19 protein-coding genes are annotated in these 21,064 nt (G+C 60.2%); 7 read left to right on the top strand and 12 right to left on the bottom strand.

Annotated features, from left to right (window positions below; genetic code table 11):
* Window positions 1–139: 139 nt before the first annotated feature.
* From PMI34_RS06240 to gcl, 8 genes are all read right to left on the bottom strand, one after another.
* Window positions 140–1,138 carry a sulfate ABC transporter substrate-binding protein gene (locus PMI34_RS06240; RefSeq protein WP_008052625.1) on the bottom strand — a complete coding sequence of 333 codons (999 nt, stop codon included), beginning with the start codon at window positions 1,136–1,138 and terminating at the stop codon, window positions 140–142.
* A gap of 91 nt (window positions 1,139–1,229) precedes the next feature.
* Complete coding sequence (locus PMI34_RS06235; RefSeq protein WP_008052626.1) at window positions 1,230–2,054, bottom strand: ion transporter; 825 nt, start codon at window positions 2,052–2,054, stop codon at window positions 1,230–1,232.
* Between the two features lie 21 nt (window positions 2,055–2,075).
* Window positions 2,076–2,990 carry an urea transporter gene (locus PMI34_RS06230; RefSeq protein ID WP_008052627.1) on the bottom strand — a complete coding sequence of 305 codons (915 nt, stop codon included), beginning with the start codon at window positions 2,988–2,990 and terminating at the stop codon, window positions 2,076–2,078.
* Between the two features lie 146 nt (window positions 2,991–3,136).
* Complete coding sequence (gene pyk, locus PMI34_RS06225; protein WP_008052628.1) at window positions 3,137–4,552, bottom strand: pyruvate kinase; 1,416 nt, start codon at window positions 4,550–4,552, stop codon at window positions 3,137–3,139.
* Window positions 4,542–5,822 (bottom strand): glycerate kinase type-2 family protein, encoded by a 1,281-nt coding sequence (locus PMI34_RS06220; RefSeq protein WP_008052629.1) that lies wholly within the window; start codon window positions 5,820–5,822, stop codon window positions 4,542–4,544. The genes pyk and PMI34_RS06220 overlap by 11 nt, the downstream gene beginning before the upstream one ends.
* Before the next feature lie 170 nt (window positions 5,823–5,992).
* On the bottom strand, window positions 5,993–6,886 hold the full coding sequence (locus PMI34_RS06215; protein ID WP_008052631.1) for a 2-hydroxy-3-oxopropionate reductase: 894 nt from the start codon (window positions 6,884–6,886) through the stop codon (window positions 5,993–5,995).
* Window positions 6,887–7,043: 157 nt separating this feature from the next.
* Entirely contained in the window at window positions 7,044–7,826 is a 783-nt protein-coding gene (hyi, locus tag PMI34_RS06210; RefSeq protein ID WP_008052633.1) for a hydroxypyruvate isomerase, read from the bottom strand.
* Window positions 7,827–7,965: 139 nt separating this feature from the next.
* Window positions 7,966–9,741 (bottom strand): glyoxylate carboligase, encoded by a 1,776-nt coding sequence (gcl, locus tag PMI34_RS06205; RefSeq protein WP_008052634.1) that lies wholly within the window; start codon window positions 9,739–9,741, stop codon window positions 7,966–7,968.
* A gap of 268 nt (window positions 9,742–10,009) precedes the next feature.
* On the opposite strand from gcl, the gene PMI34_RS06200 reads away from it, so the two are divergent.
* Together PMI34_RS06200 and PMI34_RS0127470 are read left to right on the top strand one after the other, a co-directional pair.
* Window positions 10,010–10,450 carry a GlcG/HbpS family heme-binding protein gene (locus tag PMI34_RS06200; protein WP_008052635.1) on the top strand — a complete coding sequence of 147 codons (441 nt, stop codon included), beginning with the start codon at window positions 10,010–10,012 and terminating at the stop codon, window positions 10,448–10,450.
* Window positions 10,451–10,661: 211 nt separating this feature from the next.
* Window positions 10,662–11,120 carry an REP-associated tyrosine transposase gene (locus PMI34_RS0127470; protein ID WP_032829821.1) on the top strand — a complete coding sequence of 153 codons (459 nt, stop codon included), beginning with the start codon at window positions 10,662–10,664 and terminating at the stop codon, window positions 11,118–11,120.
* A 128-nt stretch (window positions 11,121–11,248) separates the two neighbouring features.
* Here PMI34_RS0127470 and PMI34_RS06195 read toward each other — a convergent pair whose 3' ends face one another.
* Window positions 11,249–11,854, bottom strand: coding sequence for a TetR/AcrR family transcriptional regulator (locus PMI34_RS06195; RefSeq protein ID WP_032829822.1), 606 nt, complete (start codon window positions 11,852–11,854; stop codon window positions 11,249–11,251).
* A gap of 134 nt (window positions 11,855–11,988) precedes the next feature.
* Between PMI34_RS06195 and PMI34_RS06190 the strand changes: the two genes are divergently transcribed.
* Window positions 11,989–12,903 (top strand): DUF808 domain-containing protein, encoded by a 915-nt coding sequence (locus PMI34_RS06190; protein WP_008052638.1) that lies wholly within the window; start codon window positions 11,989–11,991, stop codon window positions 12,901–12,903.
* 141 nt (window positions 12,904–13,044) lie between these two features.
* Here PMI34_RS06190 and PMI34_RS06185 read toward each other — a convergent pair whose 3' ends face one another.
* Window positions 13,045–13,833 (bottom strand): MlaA family lipoprotein, encoded by a 789-nt coding sequence (locus PMI34_RS06185; protein WP_008052639.1) that lies wholly within the window; start codon window positions 13,831–13,833, stop codon window positions 13,045–13,047.
* Entirely contained in the window at window positions 13,826–15,124 is a 1,299-nt protein-coding gene (locus PMI34_RS06180) for a hypothetical protein (RefSeq protein WP_008052640.1), read from the bottom strand. The genes PMI34_RS06185 and PMI34_RS06180 overlap by 8 nt, the downstream gene beginning before the upstream one ends.
* 225 nt (window positions 15,125–15,349) lie before the next feature.
* On the opposite strand from PMI34_RS06180, the gene PMI34_RS06175 reads away from it, so the two are divergent.
* On the top strand, window positions 15,350–15,718 hold the full coding sequence (locus tag PMI34_RS06175; protein WP_008052641.1) for a hypothetical protein: 369 nt from the start codon (window positions 15,350–15,352) through the stop codon (window positions 15,716–15,718).
* A gap of 123 nt (window positions 15,719–15,841) precedes the next feature.
* Here PMI34_RS06175 and PMI34_RS06170 read toward each other — a convergent pair whose 3' ends face one another.
* Window positions 15,842–17,437 carry a glycoside hydrolase family 17 protein gene (locus PMI34_RS06170; protein ID WP_008052642.1) on the bottom strand — a complete coding sequence of 532 codons (1,596 nt, stop codon included), beginning with the start codon at window positions 17,435–17,437 and terminating at the stop codon, window positions 15,842–15,844.
* Window positions 17,438–17,725: 288 nt separating this feature from the next.
* On the opposite strand from PMI34_RS06170, the gene PMI34_RS06165 reads away from it, so the two are divergent.
* From PMI34_RS06165 to PMI34_RS06155, 3 genes are all read left to right on the top strand, one after another.
* Window positions 17,726–18,577 carry a glycine betaine ABC transporter substrate-binding protein gene (locus PMI34_RS06165; RefSeq protein ID WP_008052643.1) on the top strand — a complete coding sequence of 284 codons (852 nt, stop codon included), beginning with the start codon at window positions 17,726–17,728 and terminating at the stop codon, window positions 18,575–18,577.
* A gap of 240 nt (window positions 18,578–18,817) precedes the next feature.
* On the top strand, window positions 18,818–19,129 hold the full coding sequence (locus PMI34_RS06160; RefSeq protein WP_008052644.1) for a DUF485 domain-containing protein: 312 nt from the start codon (window positions 18,818–18,820) through the stop codon (window positions 19,127–19,129).
* A complete protein-coding gene (locus tag PMI34_RS06155; RefSeq protein ID WP_008052645.1) occupies window positions 19,126–20,784 on the top strand; it encodes a cation acetate symporter in 1,659 nt (552 codons plus the stop codon). Before PMI34_RS06160 ends, PMI34_RS06155 begins: the two co-directional genes overlap by 4 nt.
* Window positions 20,785–21,064 lie beyond the last annotated feature (280 nt).

The raw sequence follows: 21,064 nt of genomic DNA on the forward strand, positions 1-21,064 counted from the left end.
TCGTGCAAGCCGGATTTACGACTGCTGCGCAGCCGGACGCAGCCTTCGGCAGCTGCTACAAAGAAGGCGTAGCGTCCGGGTTCGCCTGACTGATCGGCATTAACCTGTGCAGGTCGCCTTTTTCATTGCCGTTCAGTGATCACTGACCGCTGTAGACCTGGTCGAAAACCCCGCCATCGTTGAAGTGGGTCTTCTGCACGGTGCGCCAGTCGCCGAAGGTTTTCTCGACGGACAGGAAGTCCACTTTCGGGAAACGGTCGGTGTACTTGGCCAGCACGGCCGGGTCACGCGGGCGCAGGTAATTGGCGGCAGCGATCTCCTGGCCTTGCGGCGACCACAGGTACTTCAGGTATTCCTCGGCCGCCGCACGGGTGCCTTTCTTGTCGACGGTCTTGTCGACCACCGACACCGGTGGCTCGGCTTCGGCGGAAACGCTTGGGTAGATGACTTCGAACTGATCACGGCCGAACTCGCGGGCGATCATTTCCGCTTCGTTTTCGAAAGTCACCAGTACGTCGCCGATCTGGTTGGTCATGAAAGTGGTGGTGGCGGCACGGCCGCCGGTATCGAGTACCGGCGCTTGCTTGAACAGCTTGCCGACGAAGTCTTTGGCCTTGTTCTCGTCGCCGCCGTTTTTCAGCACGTAGCCCCAGGCCGAGAGGTAGGTGTAGCGACCGTTACCGGAGGTTTTCGGGTTCGGGACGATGACCTGGACGCCATCCTTGAGCAGGTCCGGCCAGTCTTTCAGGGCTTTCGGGTTGCCCTTGCGCACGATGAACACGGTGGCCGAGGTGAACGGTGCGCTGTTGTTGGGCAGGCGCGTGACCCAATTGTCCGGGACCAGTTTGCCGTTGTCCGCCAGGGCGTTGATGTCGGTGGCCATGTTCATGGTGATGACATCGGCCGGCAAGCCGTCGATCACCGAACGCGCCTGTTTGCTGGAGCCGCCGAAGGACATTTGCAGGACGATGTTTTCGTTGTGCTCGGCTTGCCAGTGTTTCTGGAACGCAGTGTTGTAGTCCTTGTAGAAATCTCGCATCACGTCGTAGGAAACGTTGAGCAGGGTCGGTGCCGCCTGGGCGATGTTGCCCAGGGCCAGGCCAGCGGCGAGAAGCGAGGCGCCAAAGAGTTTTTTCACTGCGAATTCCTTGTTCTATTAAAAGTGGGGCAATTTGCCAGCGACTATAACCGGGCCCGTTTAGTCCCTTAAAGATTAAAAAGCTCTTTGCTTATTCCAGTTTTTTGAACAATGCATTGCCACATCGGGAGCAGAACGACGCCTCGGGTTCATGGCTGTCCTTGGCACACACCGGGCAGTCGCGATGCAACTGGCCGCCACGCATGGCCGTGGCCAGTTCGGCGGTGAAAATCCCGGTGGGCACGGCGATGATCGAGTAACCGGTGATCATCACCATCGACGAGATGACCTGGCCCAGTGCGGTCTTGGGCACGATGTCGCCGTAACCGACGGTGGTCAGGGTCACGATAGCCCAGTAAATGCCCTTGGGAATGCTGGTGAAGCCATGTTGCGGGCCTTCGACCACGTACATAAGGGTGCCGAACACCGTCACCAGGGTGCAGACGCTGAGCAGGAACACGAGGATCTTCTGCTTGCTGCCGCGCAGGGCATCGAGCAGGTAATGGGCTTGCTTGAGGTACGGACCGAGCTTGAGCACGCGGAAGATCCGCAGCATCCGGATCACCCGGATGATCAGCAGGTACTGGGCATCGCTGTAGTACAGCGCGAGAATGCCGGGCACGATGGCCAGCACGTCCACCAGTCCATAGAAACTGAAGGCATAGCGCAGGGGCTTGGGCGAGCAGTACAGGCGCAGGATGTACTCGCCGAGGAAGATCACCGTGAAGCCCCACTCGATATACGCCAGCAGGCTGGCGTAGTTCTGGTGGACGTCATCGATGCTGTCCAGGACCACCACCACCAGGCTGGCGAGGATGATCAGCAGCAGAGTGGAGTCGAAGCGTCGACCGGCGACGGTGTCGGTCTGGAAAATAATCACGTACAGGCGATTACGCCACGTGTCGTTGCTGATCATGCACATCGCCTTGGCCGCAAATCAGCGCAGCCTAGGTTGATTCTCCCCGGGAGCGCAAGGCGCGCTTTCGACCGTGGCTTTGCCGAGCATTTGAATAACACTGCGAATCAGCCAGCCGGCAAGAATGAATGGCGCGGTCAGGGTGGGCAGACCGATGGCGGCAAACAGCGGCGTCAGCAACAGCGCCAGGCCGATGCCAACCAGCGGCAGCCACGGTTGGCGGCGCTGCGAGCTGAAGGCGAGGGCGGCCAGCACGGCGTTATAGCCACCGAGGCCGAGCAGTGCGGTGTAGAAGTCGTGGTGCAGCAGGCTCCAGCCCATGCCCGCGACAGACGCCAGCAACGCCCAGCAGAATGCGCGGCGATCGGCGATCAGCAAACCGGCGGCAATCATCGCACCGGCCAGCGGATGACCGAGGAACATCACCTGGCCGAGGCCTTTGAGGGGCGCGGCGAGCATGTTCAGCGTGCTGACTTCGATCAAATGCGGCTCTGTCGAGGGCGTGGCGAAGCACAGCAGCAACCAGCCCAGCCCGACGAAGGGCGCGGTGTAGGCCGGCAGGTATTGGCTGAACCGGATGCGCTTGAGCCACTGCTGGGTGACCATCGCGCTCAGGCCTCCGGCGGCCAGAATCAGTGGCGGCATCATCGCCGACCAGGGGAAATACAGGCTCAGCAACAGACCGAGCAGAACGCCGTTGTAGCTGAACAACCCGGCCTGACGATCGGCCTTGGCATAGTTGCGGCGTTGCGCGGTGAGCAGCCCGGCGACACCACCGAGCAAGGCGCCGCCGAGCAAGGCGGGCGCCGTGAACAAAATGGCCAGGACGCACAGCAGGCCGCACAGCGGATTACGCTGGAGAAAGATCTGGCTGAAGCCGTTGAGCAACGCTTCGGCCCAGTCGGGGCAGTGGGTGTTGAAATGGTTGGCAGGCATGGCAGTTCTGAAAGTCAGTGGGACCGAGTTGCCTGCATCGCGAGCAAGCTCGCTCCCACATTGAGTCTTTGCTCAGTCATTGTATTTGTGCCGTACACAAATCAACTGTGGGAGCGAGCTTGCTCGCGATGAGGCCGGTACAGGCGCTAGATCAATGTCTCGATACGCAGAGAGTTAGTCGATCCCGGCTGCCCAAACGGCACACCGGCGGTGATCAATAACGTGTCGCCACGCTGCGCCATGCCCTGGGCCTGGGCGATCTCCAGCGCTGTGGAGCACACTTCATCGACCTGGCGCAGGCGATCGTTGACCACCGAGTGCACACCCCAGGCCACGCTCAGGCGACGGGCGGTCTGCAGGTTCGGTGTCAGGTTGAGGATCGGCACCGTCGGCCGCTCCCGCGCCGCACGCAGGCTCGACGCGCCGGACTCGCTGTAGTTCACCAGCACCGCCACCGGCAGCACGTTGCTGATGCGGCGAATGGCGCAGCTGATCGCGTCGGAAACAGTCGCCTCGGCTTTCGGTCGACTGACGTCGAGTTGAGTCTGATAGTCCGGACCGTTTTCCACCTGGCGGATGATCTTGCTCATCATCTGCACGGCTTCGAGCGGGTATTCGCCGGACGCGGTTTCCGCCGACAGCATTACCGCGTCCGCACCTTCGGCCACGGCGTTGGCCACATCGGTGACCTCGGCGCGGGTTGGCGCCGGTGAGAAGCGCATCGACTCCAGCATCTGGGTCGCCACCACCACCGGTTTGCCGAGCTGGCGGCAGGTGCCGATGATGTTCTTCTGGATCTGCGGCACGCTTTCGGCCGGCACTTCCACACCCAGGTCACCCCGGGCGACCATGATCGCGTCGCTCAGTTCTGCGATCTCGCGCAGTTGCTCGACCGCCGAGGGCTTCTCGATCTTGGCCATCAGGAACGCCCTGTCGCCGATCAGGCTGCGGGCTTCGCGGATGTCATCTGGACGCTGCACGAACGACAGCGCCACCCAGTCCACGCCCAGCTCCAGACCGAAGGTCAAGTCGCGGCGATCCTTGGCGGTCAGCGGGCTCAGGTCGAGCACTGCTTGTGGCACGTTCACGCCTTTGCGGTCCGACAGTTCGCCGCCATTGATCACGGTGGTGTCGATGGCGTCGGCGTACTTGGTCACTACCCGCAGACGCAACTTGCCGTCGTCCAGCAGCAGGTCCATGCCCGGCTCCAGGGCGGCGATGATTTCCGGGTGGGGCAGGTTGACCCGGCGCTCATCGCCCGGCGTGGCATCGAGGTCCAGGCGCAGGGCCTGGCCGCGTACCAGTTGCACCTTGCCGTCGGCAAATTTTCCGACCCGCAGTTTCGGGCCTTGCAGGTCCATCAGGATGCCCAATGGATAATTGAGCTGGCGCTCGACTTCACGAATCCACTGGAAACGCTGGGCATGGTCGGCGTGATCGCCATGGCTGAAGTTCAGGCGGAAGATGTTGACCCCGGCCAGCACCAGCTCACGGATGGCATCGATACCGTCAATGGCAGGTCCCAGGGTGGCGAGGATTTTGACCTTTTTATCAGGCGTCATGTTTAGTGCTCTCAAGGATCAGAATGGCGCGGAAGTCGTTGACGTTGGTACGGGTCGGTTCGGTGACGATCAAGGCGTCCAGCGCCTCGAAGTAGCCGTAACCGTTGTTGTTGTCCAACTCGTCGCTGGCGCTCAGGCCCAGGGCGGCAGCACGGGCGTAACTGTCCGGGGTCATGATCGCGCCGGCGTTGTCTTCGGAGCCGTCGATGCCGTCGGTGTCACCGGCCAGCGCGTAGACGCCGGGCAGGCCCTTGAGGCTGTCGGTCAGGCTCAGCAGGAACTCGGCATTGCGCCCGCCACGGCCATTGCCGCGCACGGTGACGGTGGTTTCGCCGCCGGAGAGAATCACGCAGGGCGCCGCCAGCGGCTGACCGTGCAGGACTATCTGCCGTGCGATGCCGGCGTGGACTTTCGCCACCTCGCGGGATTCGCCTTCCAGGTCGCCGAGGATCAGCGGGCTGAACCCGGCCTGACGGCATTTCACCGCCGCCGCTTCAAGGGATTGCTGCGGGCGGGCGATCAACTGGAAATGACTGCGGGCCAGGCTCGGGTCGCCGGGTTTGACGGTTTCCGACTCGGGGCTTTGCAGCCAGGTGCGCACCGAAGCCGGAACCTCGATGGTGTAGCGTTTGAGGATCGCCAGCGCTTCGGCCGACGTGCTCGGGTCGGCCACGGTAGGGCCGGAGGCGATGACCGTGGCAAGGTCGCCCGGTACATCGGAAATCGCATAGGTGTAGACCGTGGCGGGCCAGCAGGCTTTGCCCAGGCGGCCGCCCTTGATCGCCGAGAGGTGCTTGCGCACGCAGTTCATCTCGCCGATGGTCGCGCCGGACTTGAGCAGGGCTTTGTTGATCGATTGCTTGTCGGCCAGGGTGATGCCTTCGGCCGGCAGAGCCAGCAGGGCAGAGCCACCACCGGAAAGCAGGAAGATCACGCGGTCGTTTTCGCTGAGGTCGCTGACCAGTTCAAGCACACGCTTGGCCACGGCCAGGCCGGCGGCGTCCGGTACCGGGTGCGCGGCTTCGACCACTTCGATTTTTTCGCAAGGCGCGCCGTGGCCGTAACGGGTCACCACCAGGCCTGACACTTCGCCCTGCCAGCAACGCTCGACTACCTGGGCCATGGCGGCTGCGGCTTTGCCGGCGCCAATGACGATCACGCGACCCGTACGGTCGGCAGGCAGATGGGCTTCGAGGACTTGTTGCGGATGCGCCGCGTCGATGGCTGTGGCAAACAGCTCGCGCAGCAATTGTTGCGGATCGACCGACATGGCGGGCTCCCGGAATTCTTGTTATTGGGATAAGACGACAGCAGGTGTTGCGACTCGGTCCTGTGGGAGCTGGCTTGCCAGCGATTCAGGCGCCGCGGTCATTCAGGAAAACCGCATCGATGCCATCGCGGGCAAGCCCGCTCCCACAGGGAGCGAGCCAGAGGCGCAGATTATTTTTTGTCGCGAATCGAGAAGTTCGCCATGTGTTCCAGACCCTTGATCAGCGCCGAGTGGTCCCAGTTGCTGCCACCGATGGCCGCGCAGGTGCTGAACACTTGCTGGGTGTTGGCGGTGTTCGGCAGGTTGATGTTCAGCTCCTTGGCGCCTTGCAGGGCCAGGTTCAGGTCCTTCTGGTGCAGGCTGATTCGGAAGCCTGGATCGAAGGTGCCCTTGATCATGCGCTCGCCGTGCACTTCGAGGATCTTCGAGGAGGCGAAACCGCCCATCAGTGCTTCACGCACCTTGGCTGGATCGGCACCATTTTTCGAAGCGAACAGCAGGGCTTCGGCCACCGCCTGGATGTTCAGGGCCACGATGATCTGGTTGGCCACCTTGGCGGTTTGACCGTCGCCGTTGCCACCGACCAGAGTGATGTTCTTGCCCATGGCCTGGAACAGCGGCAGGGCGCGTTCGAAGGCATCGGCATCGCCGCCGACCATGATGCTCAGGGTCGCAGCCTTGGCGCCGACTTCACCACCGGAGACCGGGGCGTCGAGGTATTGCGCGCCTTTTTCGTTGATCCTGGCCGCGAAAGCCTTGGTGGCGGTCGGGGAGATCGAGCTCATGTCGATGACCACTTTGCCTTTGCCCACGCCGGCAGCGATACCGTCGGCGCGGAACAGCACGTCATCGACCTGCGGGGTATCGGGCACCATGACGATGATGAACTCGGCTTCCTGGGCAACTTCCTTCGGGTTCGCCAGGGCAACGGCGCCGGCGGCAACCAGGTCGGCAGGCGCAGGGTCGTGGTGGGCCGACAGGAACAGGCTGTGACCGGCTTTCTGCAGGTTCGCCGCCATTGGGTGGCCCATGATGCCGGTGCCGATAAATCCGATTTTAGCCATGAGAAAATCCTCTTGTTTTTGTTGCTGCTTCAAGCAAATAGGGGAGTGCTGCTTTTATGTGGGAGCGAGCTTGCTCGCGATGGGGCCATAACATTCAGCATTGAAGTTGACTGTCCCACCGCTATCGCGAGCAAGCTCGCTCCCACAGGGATTTGTGTTAGATCGCGTTATGAGTCTTGAGCCAGCCCAGACCCGCTTCAGTGGTGGTCAGCGGCTTGTATTCGCAACCGACCCAACCCTGGTAACCGATGCGGTCCAGGTGTTCGAACAGGAAGCGGTAGTTGATTTCACCGGTGCCTGGTTCGTTGCGCCCCGGGTTGTCCGCGAGCTGTACATGGTTGATCTCGCCCAGGTGCGATTGCAGGGTGCGGGCCAGATCGCCTTCCATGATTTGCATGTGGTAGATGTCGTACTGCAGGAACAGGTTGGCGCTGCCGACCTGCTCGCGAATCGACAGGGCTTGCGCCGTGTTGTTCAGGTAGAAACCCGGGATGTCGCGGGTGTTGATCGCTTCCATCACCAGCTTGATACCCACCGCTTGCAGCTTGTCGGCCGCGTACTTGAGGTTGGCGACGAAGGTTTTCTCCACGGTGGCATCGTCAAAGCCCTGCGGACGAATACCGGCCAGGCAGTTGACCTGGGTGTTGCCCAGCACTTGCGCGTAAGCGATGGCCAGGTCGACACCGGCACGGAATTCTTCGACCCGGTCCGGCAGGCACGCGATACCGCGCTCGCCCTTGGCCCAGTCACCGGCCGGCAGGTTGAACAGCACTTGGGTCAGACCGTGTGCGTCAAGCTGGGCCTTGATTTCGGCGGAGCTGAAGTCGTACGGGAACAGGTATTCGACACCAGTGAAGCCGGCCTTGGCGGCCGCTTCGAAACGGGCGAGAAAGTCCTGTTCGGTGAACAGCATGGACAGGTTGGCTGCGAAACGCGGCATGGTGGTCTCCCGTAAAAAGTAGTCGTAGCAGCAGCCGAGGCACGAGGCTGCGTTGGGCAGCGAAGCGGCCCCCCGATGGCGGTCCTGCGGACACGCAACGCAGCCTCGTACCTCGGCAGCTGCTACAAGTGTCAGGTTCTTAATCGAGCAACGAAATCGCAGTCGGTGCGTCGTCGCCAACCAGCGCCAGGTCTTCGAATTCGTTGACGGCGTTGATCTCGGTGCCCATGGAAATGTTGGTCACGCGCTCCAGGATGATCTCGACGATCACCGGCACCTTGAACTCTTCGATCAGCTCCTGGGCCTTGCGCAGGGCAGGCTGGATCTGGGACGGTTCGAATACACGCAGTGCCTTGCAGCCCAGGCCTTCGGCCACTGCGACGTGGTCGACACCGTAGCCGTTGAGTTCCGGCGCGTTCAGGTTGTCGAAGGACAGCTGCACGCAGTAGTCCATGTCGAAACCGCGCTGCGCTTGACGGATCAGGCCCAGGTACGAGTTGTTCACCACAACGTGGATGTACGGCAGCTTGAACTGCGCGCCCACCGCCAATTCCTCGATCATGAACTGGAAGTCATAGTCCCCCGACAGGGCCACGACTTTACGGTTCGGATCAGCCTTGACCACGCCCAGCGCCGCCGGAATGGTCCAGCCCAACGGGCCTGCCTGACCGCAGTTGATCCAGTGGCGCGGCTTGTAGACGTGCAGGAACTGCGCACCGGCAATCTGCGACAGACCGATGGTGCTGACGTAGCAGGTGTCTTTGCCGAACACCTGGTTCATTTCTTCGTAAACGCGTTGCGGCTTGACCGGCACGTTGTCGAAGTGAGTCTTGCGCTGCAGGCTGGCTTTACGCTGCTGGCAGTCTTGCAGCCAGGCGCTGCGGTTCTTCAGCTTGCCGGCGGCTTGCCATTCGCGAGCGACTTCGATGAACACGGTCAGCGCGGCAGCGGCGTCGGAAACGATGCCCAGGTCCGGGGTGAACACGCGACCGATCTGAGTGCCTTCGATGTCGACGTGAATGAACTTGCGGCCTTCGGTGTACACGTCGACCGAACCGGTGTGACGGTTGGCCCAACGGTTACCGATGCCCAGCACCACGTCCGACTTGAGCATGGTCGCGTTGCCGTAGCGGTGCGAGGTCTGCAAGCCAACCATGCCCACCATCAGTGGGTGATCGTCCGGGATCGTGCCCCAGCCCATCAGGGTCGGGATAACCGGAATACCGGTCAGTTCGGCGAACTCCACCAACAGATCACTGGCGTCGGCATTGATGATGCCGCCACCGGCCACCAGCAATGGGCGTTCGGCCTGGTCCAGCAAGGCCAAAGCCTTCTCGACCTGAACGCGGCTAGCGGTCGGCTTGGCCAGCGGCAGTGGCTGGTAAGCGTCGATGTCGAATTCGATTTCAGCCATTTGCACGTCGAACGGCAGGTCGATCAGCACCGGGCCTGGACGGCCGGAGCGCATTTCATAGAACGCTTTCTGGAACGCGTAAGGCACCTGGCCCGGTTCGAGAACGGTGGTTGCCCACTTGGTGACTGGCTTGACGATGCTGGTGATGTCGACAGCCTGGAAGTCTTCCTTGTGCATACGGGCGCGGGGTGCCTGGCCGGTAATGCAGAGGATTGGAATCGAGTCGGCCGAGGCGCTGTAGAGCCCGGTGACCATGTCGGTACCGGCAGGGCCGGAAGTGCCGATGCACACGCCGATGTTGCCGGCCTTGGTGCGGGTGTAGCCCTCGGCCATGTGCGAGGCGCCTTCAACGTGGCGAGCGAGTACGTGATCGATGCCGCCGACCTTTTGCAGGGCGGAGTACAGCGGGTTGATGGCGGCACCCGGGATGCCAAAAGCGGTATCGACCCCTTCGCGGCGCATCACCAGAACGGCGGCTTCGATTGCTCTCATTTTGCTCATGGTTTTGTGCCTCTTTACGTTTTGTAATTGTATACAAGTGGCTTTGCGCAGAGTGTATTCACGGCGGACGGCGCAGGTCAATCCATTTTCTCAAGCGCTTGTTTCATTCGTCGGAAGGCCGTTCTACTGTGGCTTTTCGTCGCATGTGGCGCATTTCGATAATTATTGTATACAAAAAAATAACTCATTGTGTTCTATTTGTTGCATCGGGCTGCGACGCAAGCGCGCAGCCCACCGACTTTCCGAAAAACAAAATGAGGACGGCACCATGAGCGCTTTAACCTTGAAAGTCGCAGTCAACCTGGTCAACGAGGCCATCACCGCCGGGCGTGCAATCGCCGCGGCACCCTTGACCATTGCGGTACTGGATGCCGGCGGGCATCTGATCACCCTGCAACGCGAAGACGGCGCCAGCCTGCTGCGTCCGCACGTCGCCATCGGTAAAGCCTGGGGCGCCATTGCGTTGGGCAAGGGTTCACGCCTGCTGGCGCTGGACGCCCAGCAACGCCCTGCATTTATCGCCGCGTTGAACAGCCTGGGGCAGGGCAGCGTCGTGCCGGCACCGGGTGGTGTGCTGGTGCGGGATCAGGACGGCAACGTGCTGGGGGCGGTGGGGATCAGCGGCGATCTGTCGGATGTTGACGAGCAGTGTGCGATCACTGCCATCGAGGCGCTGGGGTTGGTGGCGGATGCGGGGGTGGCGGCTTGATCTTCTGAATTTGAGCTAATGCCATCGCGAGCAGGCTCGCTCCTACAATGATCGAAGGTGCTCACATATTTTATGTACACCATCAGATCCTGTGGGAGCGGGCTTGCCCGCGATGGCTATCGACGGGACACATCCAGCTAAAAGTCTGCATTACCCTCCAGCATTTCCAGGGCTAGCCTTCTCATGACTTCATCTTGAGAGTGGCAAAGGATTGGCCGATTCACCTGCTTCACATCGCCTGCGCACGGGTCGCTATGCCGAACCCAATCGAATCTACTTACTGACCACCAACACTCTGGATCGCGAGCCGATTTTTGCCGACTTCGCCTTGGGTAGATTGGTGGTTCATCAATTTCGCCGGGCACAAGATGTCGGGTTGGCAAAAACATTGGCTTGGGTCGTCATGCCCGACCATTTTCATTGGCTGGTCGAATTGGAAAACTGCTCGCTAAGAAAGCTGATGCGCCAGACCAAATCCCTGATTACGAGGGAGGTGAATCTTTCGAGTAGTAGAAGCGGGCCGCTTTGGCAGCAGGGCTATCACGACCGGGCGTTGAGGCGGGAGGAGGACTTGGTGACGTTGGCCCGGTATGTCGTGGCAAATCCACTGCGGGCCGGACTTGTTGAAAAGCTTGGCGACTATCCGCTGTGGGATGCTATCTGGGTTTGAGCCAGCACCGAGTTGCCTTCATCGCTGGCAAGCCAGCTCCCACGGAGATTTGTGTCGTTCACAGATTTTGAATTCAACACAGAAACCTGTGGGAGCTGGCTTGCCAGCGATGGCCACACCGCGGTCGTTCAGCCCGGCTCACACCCCTTGAGCACCAACCGGATAATCGTCTGCGCTGCCGCTTCGTAATCTTCTTCATCCAGCCTGGCCTTGCCGGTGATGGCAGTGATCTGCCAGTCGAAGTCGGCGTAGGTCTGGGTGGCGGCCCAGATGCTGAACATCAGGTGGTTGGGATCGATGGGGGCGATTTGTCCGCGGTCGATCCAGGTCTGGATGCACTCGATGTTGTGTTTGGCCTGGCCATTGAGCTGTTCGACCAGATCGCTGCTCAGGTGCGGAGCGCCGTGCATGATTTCGCTGGCGAACACCTTGGAGGCGAAAGGCAGGTCGCGGGAGATGCGAATTTTCGAGCGAATGTAGCCGCTGAGCACTTCGCCAGGCTCGCCGTCCGGATTGAACGGTGTCGAAGCCTGCAGGATGGGCTCGATGATGCTTTCCAGAACCTCGCGGTAGAGGTTTTCCTTGGATTTGAAGTAGTAGTAGACGTTGGGCTTGGGCAATCCCGCCTTGGCTGCGATGTCGCTGGTTTTGGTCGCAGCGAAGCCTTTGTCGGCGAACTCCTCACTGGCGGCACGCAGGATCAATTGTTTGTTGCGCTCGCGGATAGTGCTCATAAACCCGGTGATTCCTTGCCTGTTCTGGCGGTTGCGCATGGTATCACCGGCCTCGCGCGGCGCTCAAGAATGCACCGTAGGCTCTTATGTCGCGCTATGCTGCTGCGCATTCATTGCAGAAGGAAACCCGATTCATGGCAGGAAGCAGTTTGCTGGTGCTGATCGACGACATCGCGACCGTGCTGGACGATGTGTCTTTGATGACCCAAATGGCCGCCAAGAAAACGGCCGGCGTACTCGGTGACGACCTGGCACTCAACGCCCAGCAAGTCAGCGGCGTGCGTGCCGAACGGGAAATCCCGGTGGTCTGGGCGGTCGCCAAGGGGTCGTTCATCAATAAACTGATCCTGGTGCCGTCGGCGCTGGCGATCAGTGCATTCATACCGTGGCTGGTCACGCCGTTGTTGATGGTTGGCGGTGCCTATCTGTGCTTCGAAGGGTTTGAGAAGCTCGCCCACAAGTTCCTGCACAGCAAGGCTGAAGATGTCGCCGAGCATGCGCAGTTGGTCGAGGCGGTGGCCGATCCTGCCATCGACCTGGTGGCGTTCGAGAAGGACAAGATCAAAGGCGCGATCCGCACCGACTTCATTCTTTCGGCGGAAATCATCGCCATCACCCTCGGCACCGTCGCCGGCGCGCCATTGACCCAGCAAATCATCGTGCTTTCGGGCATTGCCATTGTCATGACCGTCGGCGTGTACGGATTGGTGGCGGGTATCGTCAAGCTCGACGACCTCGGCCTGTGGTTGACCCAGAAACCCGGGCAGATGGCGAAAAGCATCGGCGGCGGGATTCTGCGTGCGGCACCGTACATGATGAAGAGCTTGTCGGTGATTGGTACGGCGGCGATGTTTCTGGTGGGCGGCGGGATCCTTACGCACGGTGTGCCGGTGGTGCATCACTGGATCGAAAGTGTCGGTGCCGCGGCGGGTGGCGGCGGATTTATCGTGCCGGTGTTGCTCAATGGTGTGGCGGGGATTGTGGCGGGTGCGGTGGTGTTGGGTGGGGTTATGGTTGTCAGCAAGATCTGGAAAATCCTGAAAGGCTGAAGACAACGCAAAACAAATGTGGGAGCGGGCTTGCTCGCGAAGAGGGCGTGTCAGTCACCAAAAAGGTTGTCTGACACACCGCTTTCGTCGGATCGCCGCCCGGAGCAAGCCCGCTCCCACATTGATTTACAGCTGCCTTGTTTACTCGGCGATCTGCAACTTGCGCGCTTCGGTATATACGTAACGCACTTTCTCGTACTCGAATGGTGAGTTCAGCTGGCCATAACGGAAAGTGGTCTGGTTGCGCTTGTCGATGCCGCGCAGGATCCAGACTTCCGGATGGTTGGAGCTGACCTCGGCCACGTTGAGGAAGTTGATCGCATTCTCGGCCGTGTAATCCACCAGCAGGCCACCGGTATCACGCAGGTTCGACGGACCGAGGATCGGCAGGACGAAATAAGCGCCGCCCGGCACGCCGTAGAAGCCCAGGGTCTGGCCGAAGTCTTCGCTCTGGCGCGGCAGGCCCATGGCGGTGGCCGGGTCCCACAGGCCGGCGATGCCGATGGTGGTGTTGAGCAGCAGGCGCCCGGTGGTTTCCAGCGAGCGCTGGCCCTTGAGTTGCAGCAGGCTGTTCAACAGGTTCGGCACGTCGCCGAGGTTGTTGAAGAAGTTGCTGACACCGGTACGCAGAAAGCTCGGGGTGACGTAGCGGTAACCATTGACCACCGGCAGGAACACCCATTGGTCGAAGCGGTAGTTGAAGTGATAGACGCGCCGGTTCCACTCCTCCAGCGGATCGTAGACGGCCAGCGCGCTGAGGGTCGAACGCTCGAACTCGCGCTGATCCAGGCCCGGGTTGAATTTGAGTTTGCTCAGCGGCTCCTTGAAGCCATCGCTGTCGACGACCACGGGGGCATTGGCTTTGCTGTTGTCGGCATTGGCGACGCCTGCGCAGAGTAACGCTGCCAAAAGCAGGAGATATTTAGCCACGGAAGAACTCCAGCATGGCGTCGCTGTTGACGCGGTAGTTAATGTTGCCGCAATGGCCGCCCAGCGGGTAAACGGTCAGGCGATCGCCGAAGGTCTTGCGCAGGAAACCGAGGTCGCCAGGACCGAGGATCACGTCGTCGGCGTTGTGCATGACCGCGATCTTCGGGCTTTCGTGCAGGTAGTCCTTCAGCGCATACAGGCTCACCTGGTCAATCAGTTGCAGCAGGCTGCCACCGTCGGTGCGGGCGCGCCACATCGGGATCACTTGTTCGGTGATGTAGCAGTCGAAGTCGCATTGCAGCGCGCGCTTGAGGAATGGCGTGAGGCTGGTGCCCTCGGTGATCGGGAACTTGGGTGGGGTGATCAGGCCGCGACGGTTGATCAGGTCCGAAGTGAAGGCAATGTCGGCCGCCGAAAAGCGGAACGAGGTGCCGATCAGCATGGCCATCTGCTCGTTGGTCAGGTGCTGCTTGGACTGCTGGAAGTCGTAGAGCAGGGCGTCATTGAGGTCGATGTAGCCCTTCTGCTGGAAGTAGCGGGTCAGTTTGTTCAGTACCAGTTCATAGAATGTAGTGCTGGAGTTGATGCCCTTGACTTCCGTTTGCACAAGCTTGTCGAGGTTGGTGATCGAGGTGTAGAGGTTGACCGGCGGGTTGAGCAGCAGGACTTTCTTGAAGTTGAAGCTGCGGCGGGTTTCGTCCAGGTGCGAAACGAAAGCGGCATCCAGTGCGCCCAGGCTGTATCCGGTCAGGTAGTAATCGGTGACCGGCATTTTCGGGTTCTGTGCCCGCACGGCCTGCATCACCCGGTACAGATCTTCGGCGTCTTCCTTGGAAACACCTGGTGTGGCGAAGCGCGAGGCGGCACTCATGAAGTCGTAGCTGGTGGGCGATGACAACTGCACCACGTGGTAGCCGGCTTTGTAATAGAGCTTCTTCAGGTATTCGTTCAGGGTGCTGTCATAGCGCGCGCCGGTACCGGCGATCAGGAAAATCAGCGGTGCGGCGTGATCCTGCGTGGCAATGCGGTAGTCGAGTTTCTTGACCGCCCAGAAATTGTCCGGCAATTCGAACGCCCGTTCCGGACGCAGGGTGACGCTACGCACCGTCTGATCGATGTCATCGTCCAGGGGTAACTCCGGGCGCAGGTCCGGTGGCGTGGTCGCGATGGTCGCCTCGAACGGGTTGGTCAGGGGGTAGCCATAACTGGCGGCGTCAATGTCGACCGCCAGCGCGGACGCACTCAATATAAGGCCGCCAAACAGGGCAGCGAAGCGCAAGGAACGGAGCATGACTAAATCCCTTAGAAGAAGGTGCCAAATGAATTTCGCAGGCTATGACCACCGGATTTGCGCCAAAGTGCCAACCCTCGGCACCAAACTGGCCTGATTTCGAAGTAATAGTAGCTGGACGATACACTTTGCAGCGATTGAATGACCAGTTAACAGTTGTTATCGCTTGCGAAACCCTTGAGGGCGATTAAGCTGGCCGCCGTTTTTCGCCAATTGGAGTGTTTCATGTCCCGCCGCCTGCCCGTGATCCTTCTGCTTTTTTTGCTGCCTGCCTGGCTGGCCGCCAGTTATGGCGCGCGTTATGGCTTCATGGAGGATGCGCAGTGGGTCGGCATTTGCGTGGATGAGGCGAATCGTTGGGAATGCCAGGTGCGATCGAACCTGGGGCTGATGATTCACTTCGCAGTGCTGGGATGGGCTGCGTTGGCGGCTGCGATTGTCGGCTTCGTTGTTCCGGGGCGGGCAGGGTGGTGGCTGGCGGTGCTGGCGCTGGTGTTCGGGTTTCCGGCATTGGCGTTGTACAACACGACGCTGGCGGTGTTTGCGGTGGTGATTGCGGGGTTGCGGTTGGTCAGGGCTTCTCGTAGCGCCTGATAGTCAGCCTTCGCGGGCAAGCCCGCTCCCACAGGGTTGTCCAGTGAACACAGAATTTGTGTACGACAAAGATCCTTGTGGGAGCGGGCTTGCCCGCGAAGAGGCCAGCAAGGTTGATGAAAATTAAACCTTGCGAACCCGCAAGCAACGCCACAACGCAGCCACCATCAACACACTCACCAGCGCCCAGCCCCAGGCCTGCTGGTTCTGCAATCCTTCGCGGTACAGCTGCGGTGCAATACCGGCACCGATGATGAAGGTCAACAATGCAATCTCGCGGCGCGGCACGTTCACCGGGCGGCACAGATATACCAGCGCAGGCACAATGAACGCGACACTCGGGAAGCTGCGATAACGCGGATCGAGCACCAGTTCCAGCATCATTACGGCTGCCGCGAAACCTGTCGTTGCAACCAGCCAGCCAGCGCGGCGTTCCAGCAGGTTGAAAGCCTGTCCACGCCAACCGCCACGAGGGCTCAATGCCAGCGCGGCATGGGCCAGCACCAGCAGATTCAGCACGGTCAGCAACCCGACCCACAGCCATTCACTGGTGAAGCGAGTGGTGACTCGTGCCAGGTCGCCCCAGGCGCCAATCGAGCACGCCGCCAGCGCACCGAGCAGGGGCAGCACCAGTGCCGAGCGCGTCGTGCGGACCCGGCCACCGAGCAGCAAGGTACCGATGAAGATCAAGCCACCCACCGCCAGCCACTGCGACCAGTACGGTACGTTTGTCACGGGGCCCGCCAGCACGCCTTTGTCCTGGCGATCGGCGTCGAACAGTCCCCAGTAACCACCGACCGCACCTTCACTGGCGCGTTTCCAGGGCTGGTCGAAGGCTTCGATCAGGTTGTAGTGCCAGCCCTGTTGCTCGGCCATGGCGACAAAACCGCGAATGAATCTGGCTTCGTTGACCCGGCTCGGCAGGGCTGTCTCGCGCTGGCGACCTTCGCTTGGCCAGCCGGTTTCGCCGATCAGCACATCCTTGGGCGCGAACTTGTTGCCGAACACCTTGCGTACGTCGGCCACGTGTTGCAGGGCGGCGTCGATGTTCGAAGGATCATCTTCCCAGTACGGCAGCAAGTGGATGGTCAGGAAATCCACGGCGGGGGCGATTTCCGGATGCTTGAGCCAGAACTCCCAGACGTCGGCGTAGGTGACAGGCTGTTTGACCTGGCTCTTGACCTTATTGATCAGCTTCGCCAGTTGCGCACCGGTGACTTCCTTGCGCAGCAGGGTTTCGTTGCCGACGATCACCGCGCTCACCACATCCGGGTTGGCGTTGGCCGAGGCGATCAACAGGTCGACTTCTTTCTCGGTGTCCACCGGGTTGCTGTTGACCCAGGCGCCGATCATCAATTTCAAGCCATGCTTGCGCGCCAGATCCGGCAGGGCTTCCAGGCCGGTCATGGAATAGGTGCGGATACATTCGAAGCTTTTGGACAGCAGCGCGAGGTCGGCATCCATACGCTCGGGGCGCAAGTTGAATGGCACGTCGAACGGCGATTGGTCTTTATCGAATGGGGTGTATGAGGCGCATTGCAACTTGTGCGTTGTGCTGGCGACGTCCGGCAGGATCACCGGTTTGCCGAGGCCGTACCAGAAGCCGACAAGGGCAAACAGCCCGAGCAGGCAAGCGAATAGATAAGCAGCAAAAGGGAAGCGGGAGGTCGCGGACATGGTCAGGCCGTGTGGGAACAAAGCGGCGCATGTTACCTGCATTTGCCGCGTGTCTGGTGGCCTGCATGATTTTGACATGCAAAGTTCGAGCGGATTGGAAGGGGGTGTTTGTAGCGCTGAGGATTAATGGCTTTCTGATGTCGTTTCTCGATGCCTTGAGGTCGCTGGCAGAGCAGGTCGCCAAGAGCGTCAGGTTGATTATCGCAAGTGTCAGTACTCCGCTGATGTTCGAACGAGTTTGCGGTGGGCGTGATGGGGGCGCTGTGCACCATAACAATACGTTTAAGCGACTCGGCATCCGTCGAGTGCAGCACTTTCGGGGAAGTAACGATGAAGATGCGACGACTCTTGGGCGCAGGTGCGGCTTTGGTGCTGGCGATCAGTTCGGCCGTGGCGAGCGCCGCTGGCAAGGACGTGACGCTTGGTTACGTCGACGGCTGGTCGGACAGTGTCGCCACGACCAACGTGGCGGCTGAAGTGATCAGGCAGAAACTCGGTTATGACGTGAAGCTGCAAGCCGTCGCTACCGGGATCATGTGGCAGGGCGTGGCCACCGGCAAACTCGACGCCATGCTGTCGGCCTGGCTGCCGGTGACCCACGGTGAGTACTGGACGAAGAACAAGGATCAGGTCGTCGACTACGGCCCGAACTTCAAGGACGCGAAAATTGGCCTGATCGTGCCGGAGTACGTCAAGGCCAAGTCCATTGACGACCTCAAGACCGACGACACCTTCAAGAACCGCATCGTCGGCATTGACGCCGGTTCAGGCGTGATGCTCAAGACCGATCAGGCGATCAAGGACTACGACCTGACCGGTTATCAACTCAAGGCCAGTTCCGGCGCCGGCATGATCGCCGAGCTGACCCGTGCCGAGAAGAAGAACGAATCCATCGCAGTGACCGGTTGGGTGCCGCACTGGATGTTCGCCAAGTGGAAACTGCGCTTCCTCGAAGACCCGAAAGGCGTGTACGGCGCGGCTGAAACCGTGAACAGCATCGGCAGCAAGGGGCTGGAAGCCAAGGCGCCGGAAGTGGCCAGGTTCCTGAAGAACTTCCAGTGGGAATCCAAGGATGAAATCGGCCAGGTGATGCTGGCGATTCAGGACGGTGCCAAGCCTGAAGCCGCGGCGAAGGATTGGGTCGCCAAACACCCTGAGCGTGTGGCTGCCTGGACCAAGTAACAGTCGACCTCGCTTTAACCTGTGGGAGCGGGCTTGCTCGCGAATACTGTCTGTCAGTTGACTGAAAGTTGACTGACATGACGCCTTCGCGAGCAAGCCCGCTCCCACATTTATTTTGTACGTGCTGGAGATTGGCGAATACGTCATGTGGTTCTAAGACTAAGGTCGTCTGGAACCTGCCCCGCAGCCGCATAGAGTGGATACCGTTCCAACTAAATCTGTGCTGCGAGGATAAAAACAATGAACGACAGCATTTACCTCTCGATTCAAAACAGCCCGCGCTTCAAGGAGCTGGTTAGCAAGAGGGAACGATTCGCCTGGATTCTTTCGGCGATCATGCTAGGGCTTTACTCCGGATTCATCCTTCTGATTGCCTACGGGCCGCAGGTGCTGGGGGCGAAAATCAGCCCTGAGTCCTCGATTACCTGGGGCATACCGATCGGTGTCGGGCTGATTGTCTCGGCCTTCATCCTGACCGGTATCTACGTACGACGCGCCAACGGCGAGTTCGACGACCTGAACAATGCGATTCTCAAGGAGGCTCAGCAATGATCCGCCGTCTAATGGCTCTTTTGAGTATCGCAGCTTTCGCACCTGGCGCCTGGGCGGCTGACGCCCTGACCGGTGCCGTGCAGAAGCAACCGCTTAACGTGTCGGCGATCGTGATGTTTGTCGCCTTCGTCGGTGCCACCCTGTGCATCACCTACTGGGCTTCCAAGCGTAATAACTCTGCAGCCGACTACTACGCCGCCGGCGGCAAGATCACCGGTTTCCAGAACGGCCTGGCGATTGCCGGTGACTACATGTCGGCAGCGTCCTTTCTGGGTATTTCCGCGCTGGTATTCACCTCCGGCTACGACGGCCTGATCTATTCGATCGGCTTCCTGGTGGGCTGGCCGATCATTCTGTTCCTGATTGCCGAGCGCCTGCGTAACCTGGGTAAATACACCTTTGCCGACGTGGCGTCCTATCGCCTGGGGCAAACCCAGATCCGCTCGCTGTCCGCTTGCGGTTCGCTGGTGGTAGTGGCGTTCTACCTGATCGCGCAAATGGTGGGTGCCGGCAAGCTGATCCAGCTGCTGTTCGGTCTCGATTACCACGTTGCGGTGATCCTGGTCGGTATCCTGATGTGCCTGTACGTGTTGTTCGGCGGCATGCTGGCGACCACCTGGGTGCAGATCATCAAGGCTGTGCTGCTGCTGTCCGGTGCTTCCTTCATGGCACTGATGGTGATGAAGCACGTCAACTTCGACTTCAACATGCTGTTCTCCGAGGCAATCAAGGTTCACCCGAAAGCTGAAGCGATCATGAGCCCGGGCGGTCTGGTGAAGGATCCGATTTCGGCGTTCTCCCTTGGTCTGGCGCTGATGTTCGGTACCGCTGGCCTGCCACACATTCTGATGCGCTTCTTCACCGTGAGTGACGCGAAGGAAGCCCGCAAGAGCGTGTTGTACGCAACCGGCTTCATTGGCTACTTCTACATCCTGACCTTCATCATCGGCTTCGGCGCGATCCTGCTGGTTAGCACCAACCCGGCCTTCAAAGATGCTGCTGGCGCCTTGCTGGGCGGTAACAACATGGCGGCGGTGCATCTGGCCAACGCGGTGGGCGGCAGTATTTTCCTGGGCTTCATCTCGGCGGTGGCGTTCGCGACCATTCTGGCAGTGGTTGCCGGTCTGACCCTGGCCGGTGCTTCGGCGGTGTCCCACGACCTGTACGCCAGCGTGATCAAGAAGGGCAAGGCCAACGAGAAGGACGAGATCCGCGTCTCGAAAATCACCACCATCGCCCTGGCGGTGCTGGCCATTGGCCTGGGTATCCTGTTCGAGAGCCAGAACATTGCGTTCATGGTGGGCCTGGCGTTCTCCATCGCGGCAAGCTGCAACTTCCCGGTACTGCTGCTTTCCATGTACTGGAAGAAGCTGACCACCCGCGGTGCGATGATCGGCGGCTGGATGGGGCTGGTCAGTGCCGTGGGCCTGATGGTGCTTGGTCCGACCATCTGGGTGCAGATCCTGCATCACGAGAAGGCCATCTTCCCGTATGAGTACCCGGCGCTGTTCTCGATGATGATTGCCTTTATCGGGATCTGGTTCTTCTCGGTTACCGACAAGTCCACTGCGGCTGACAATGAGCGGGCGTTGTTCTTCCCGCAGTTTGTTCGTTCGCAGACTGGCCTTGGGGCGAGCGGGGCGGTATCGCACTAAGTCTTGATGCTTTGATATAGCTGGCGATGTTTTATGAAGTGCTCCGGTCGAGAGATCGGGGCACTTTTTTATTGTGCGTTAATCGACCTGAATTTTGCGGATGTACCGATTTACTGTGGGAGCGAGCTTGCTCGCGATGGCGGCCTGATAGCCGGCCTGTCTTTTGTTGACTGTGTACATATCCGTTTTTTTGGTAACGGCGGCTTATGGTTTCGCCCTTACGGCGAGTCACTTTTTTTACAAGCGCCTAAAAAAAAATAACCAAAAAAACGCTCGCCCC

It is taken from the genome of Pseudomonas sp. GM74 (genome assembly GCF_000282455.1).
In the GTDB taxonomy this organism is placed as follows: domain Bacteria; phylum Pseudomonadota; class Gammaproteobacteria; order Pseudomonadales; family Pseudomonadaceae; genus Aquipseudomonas.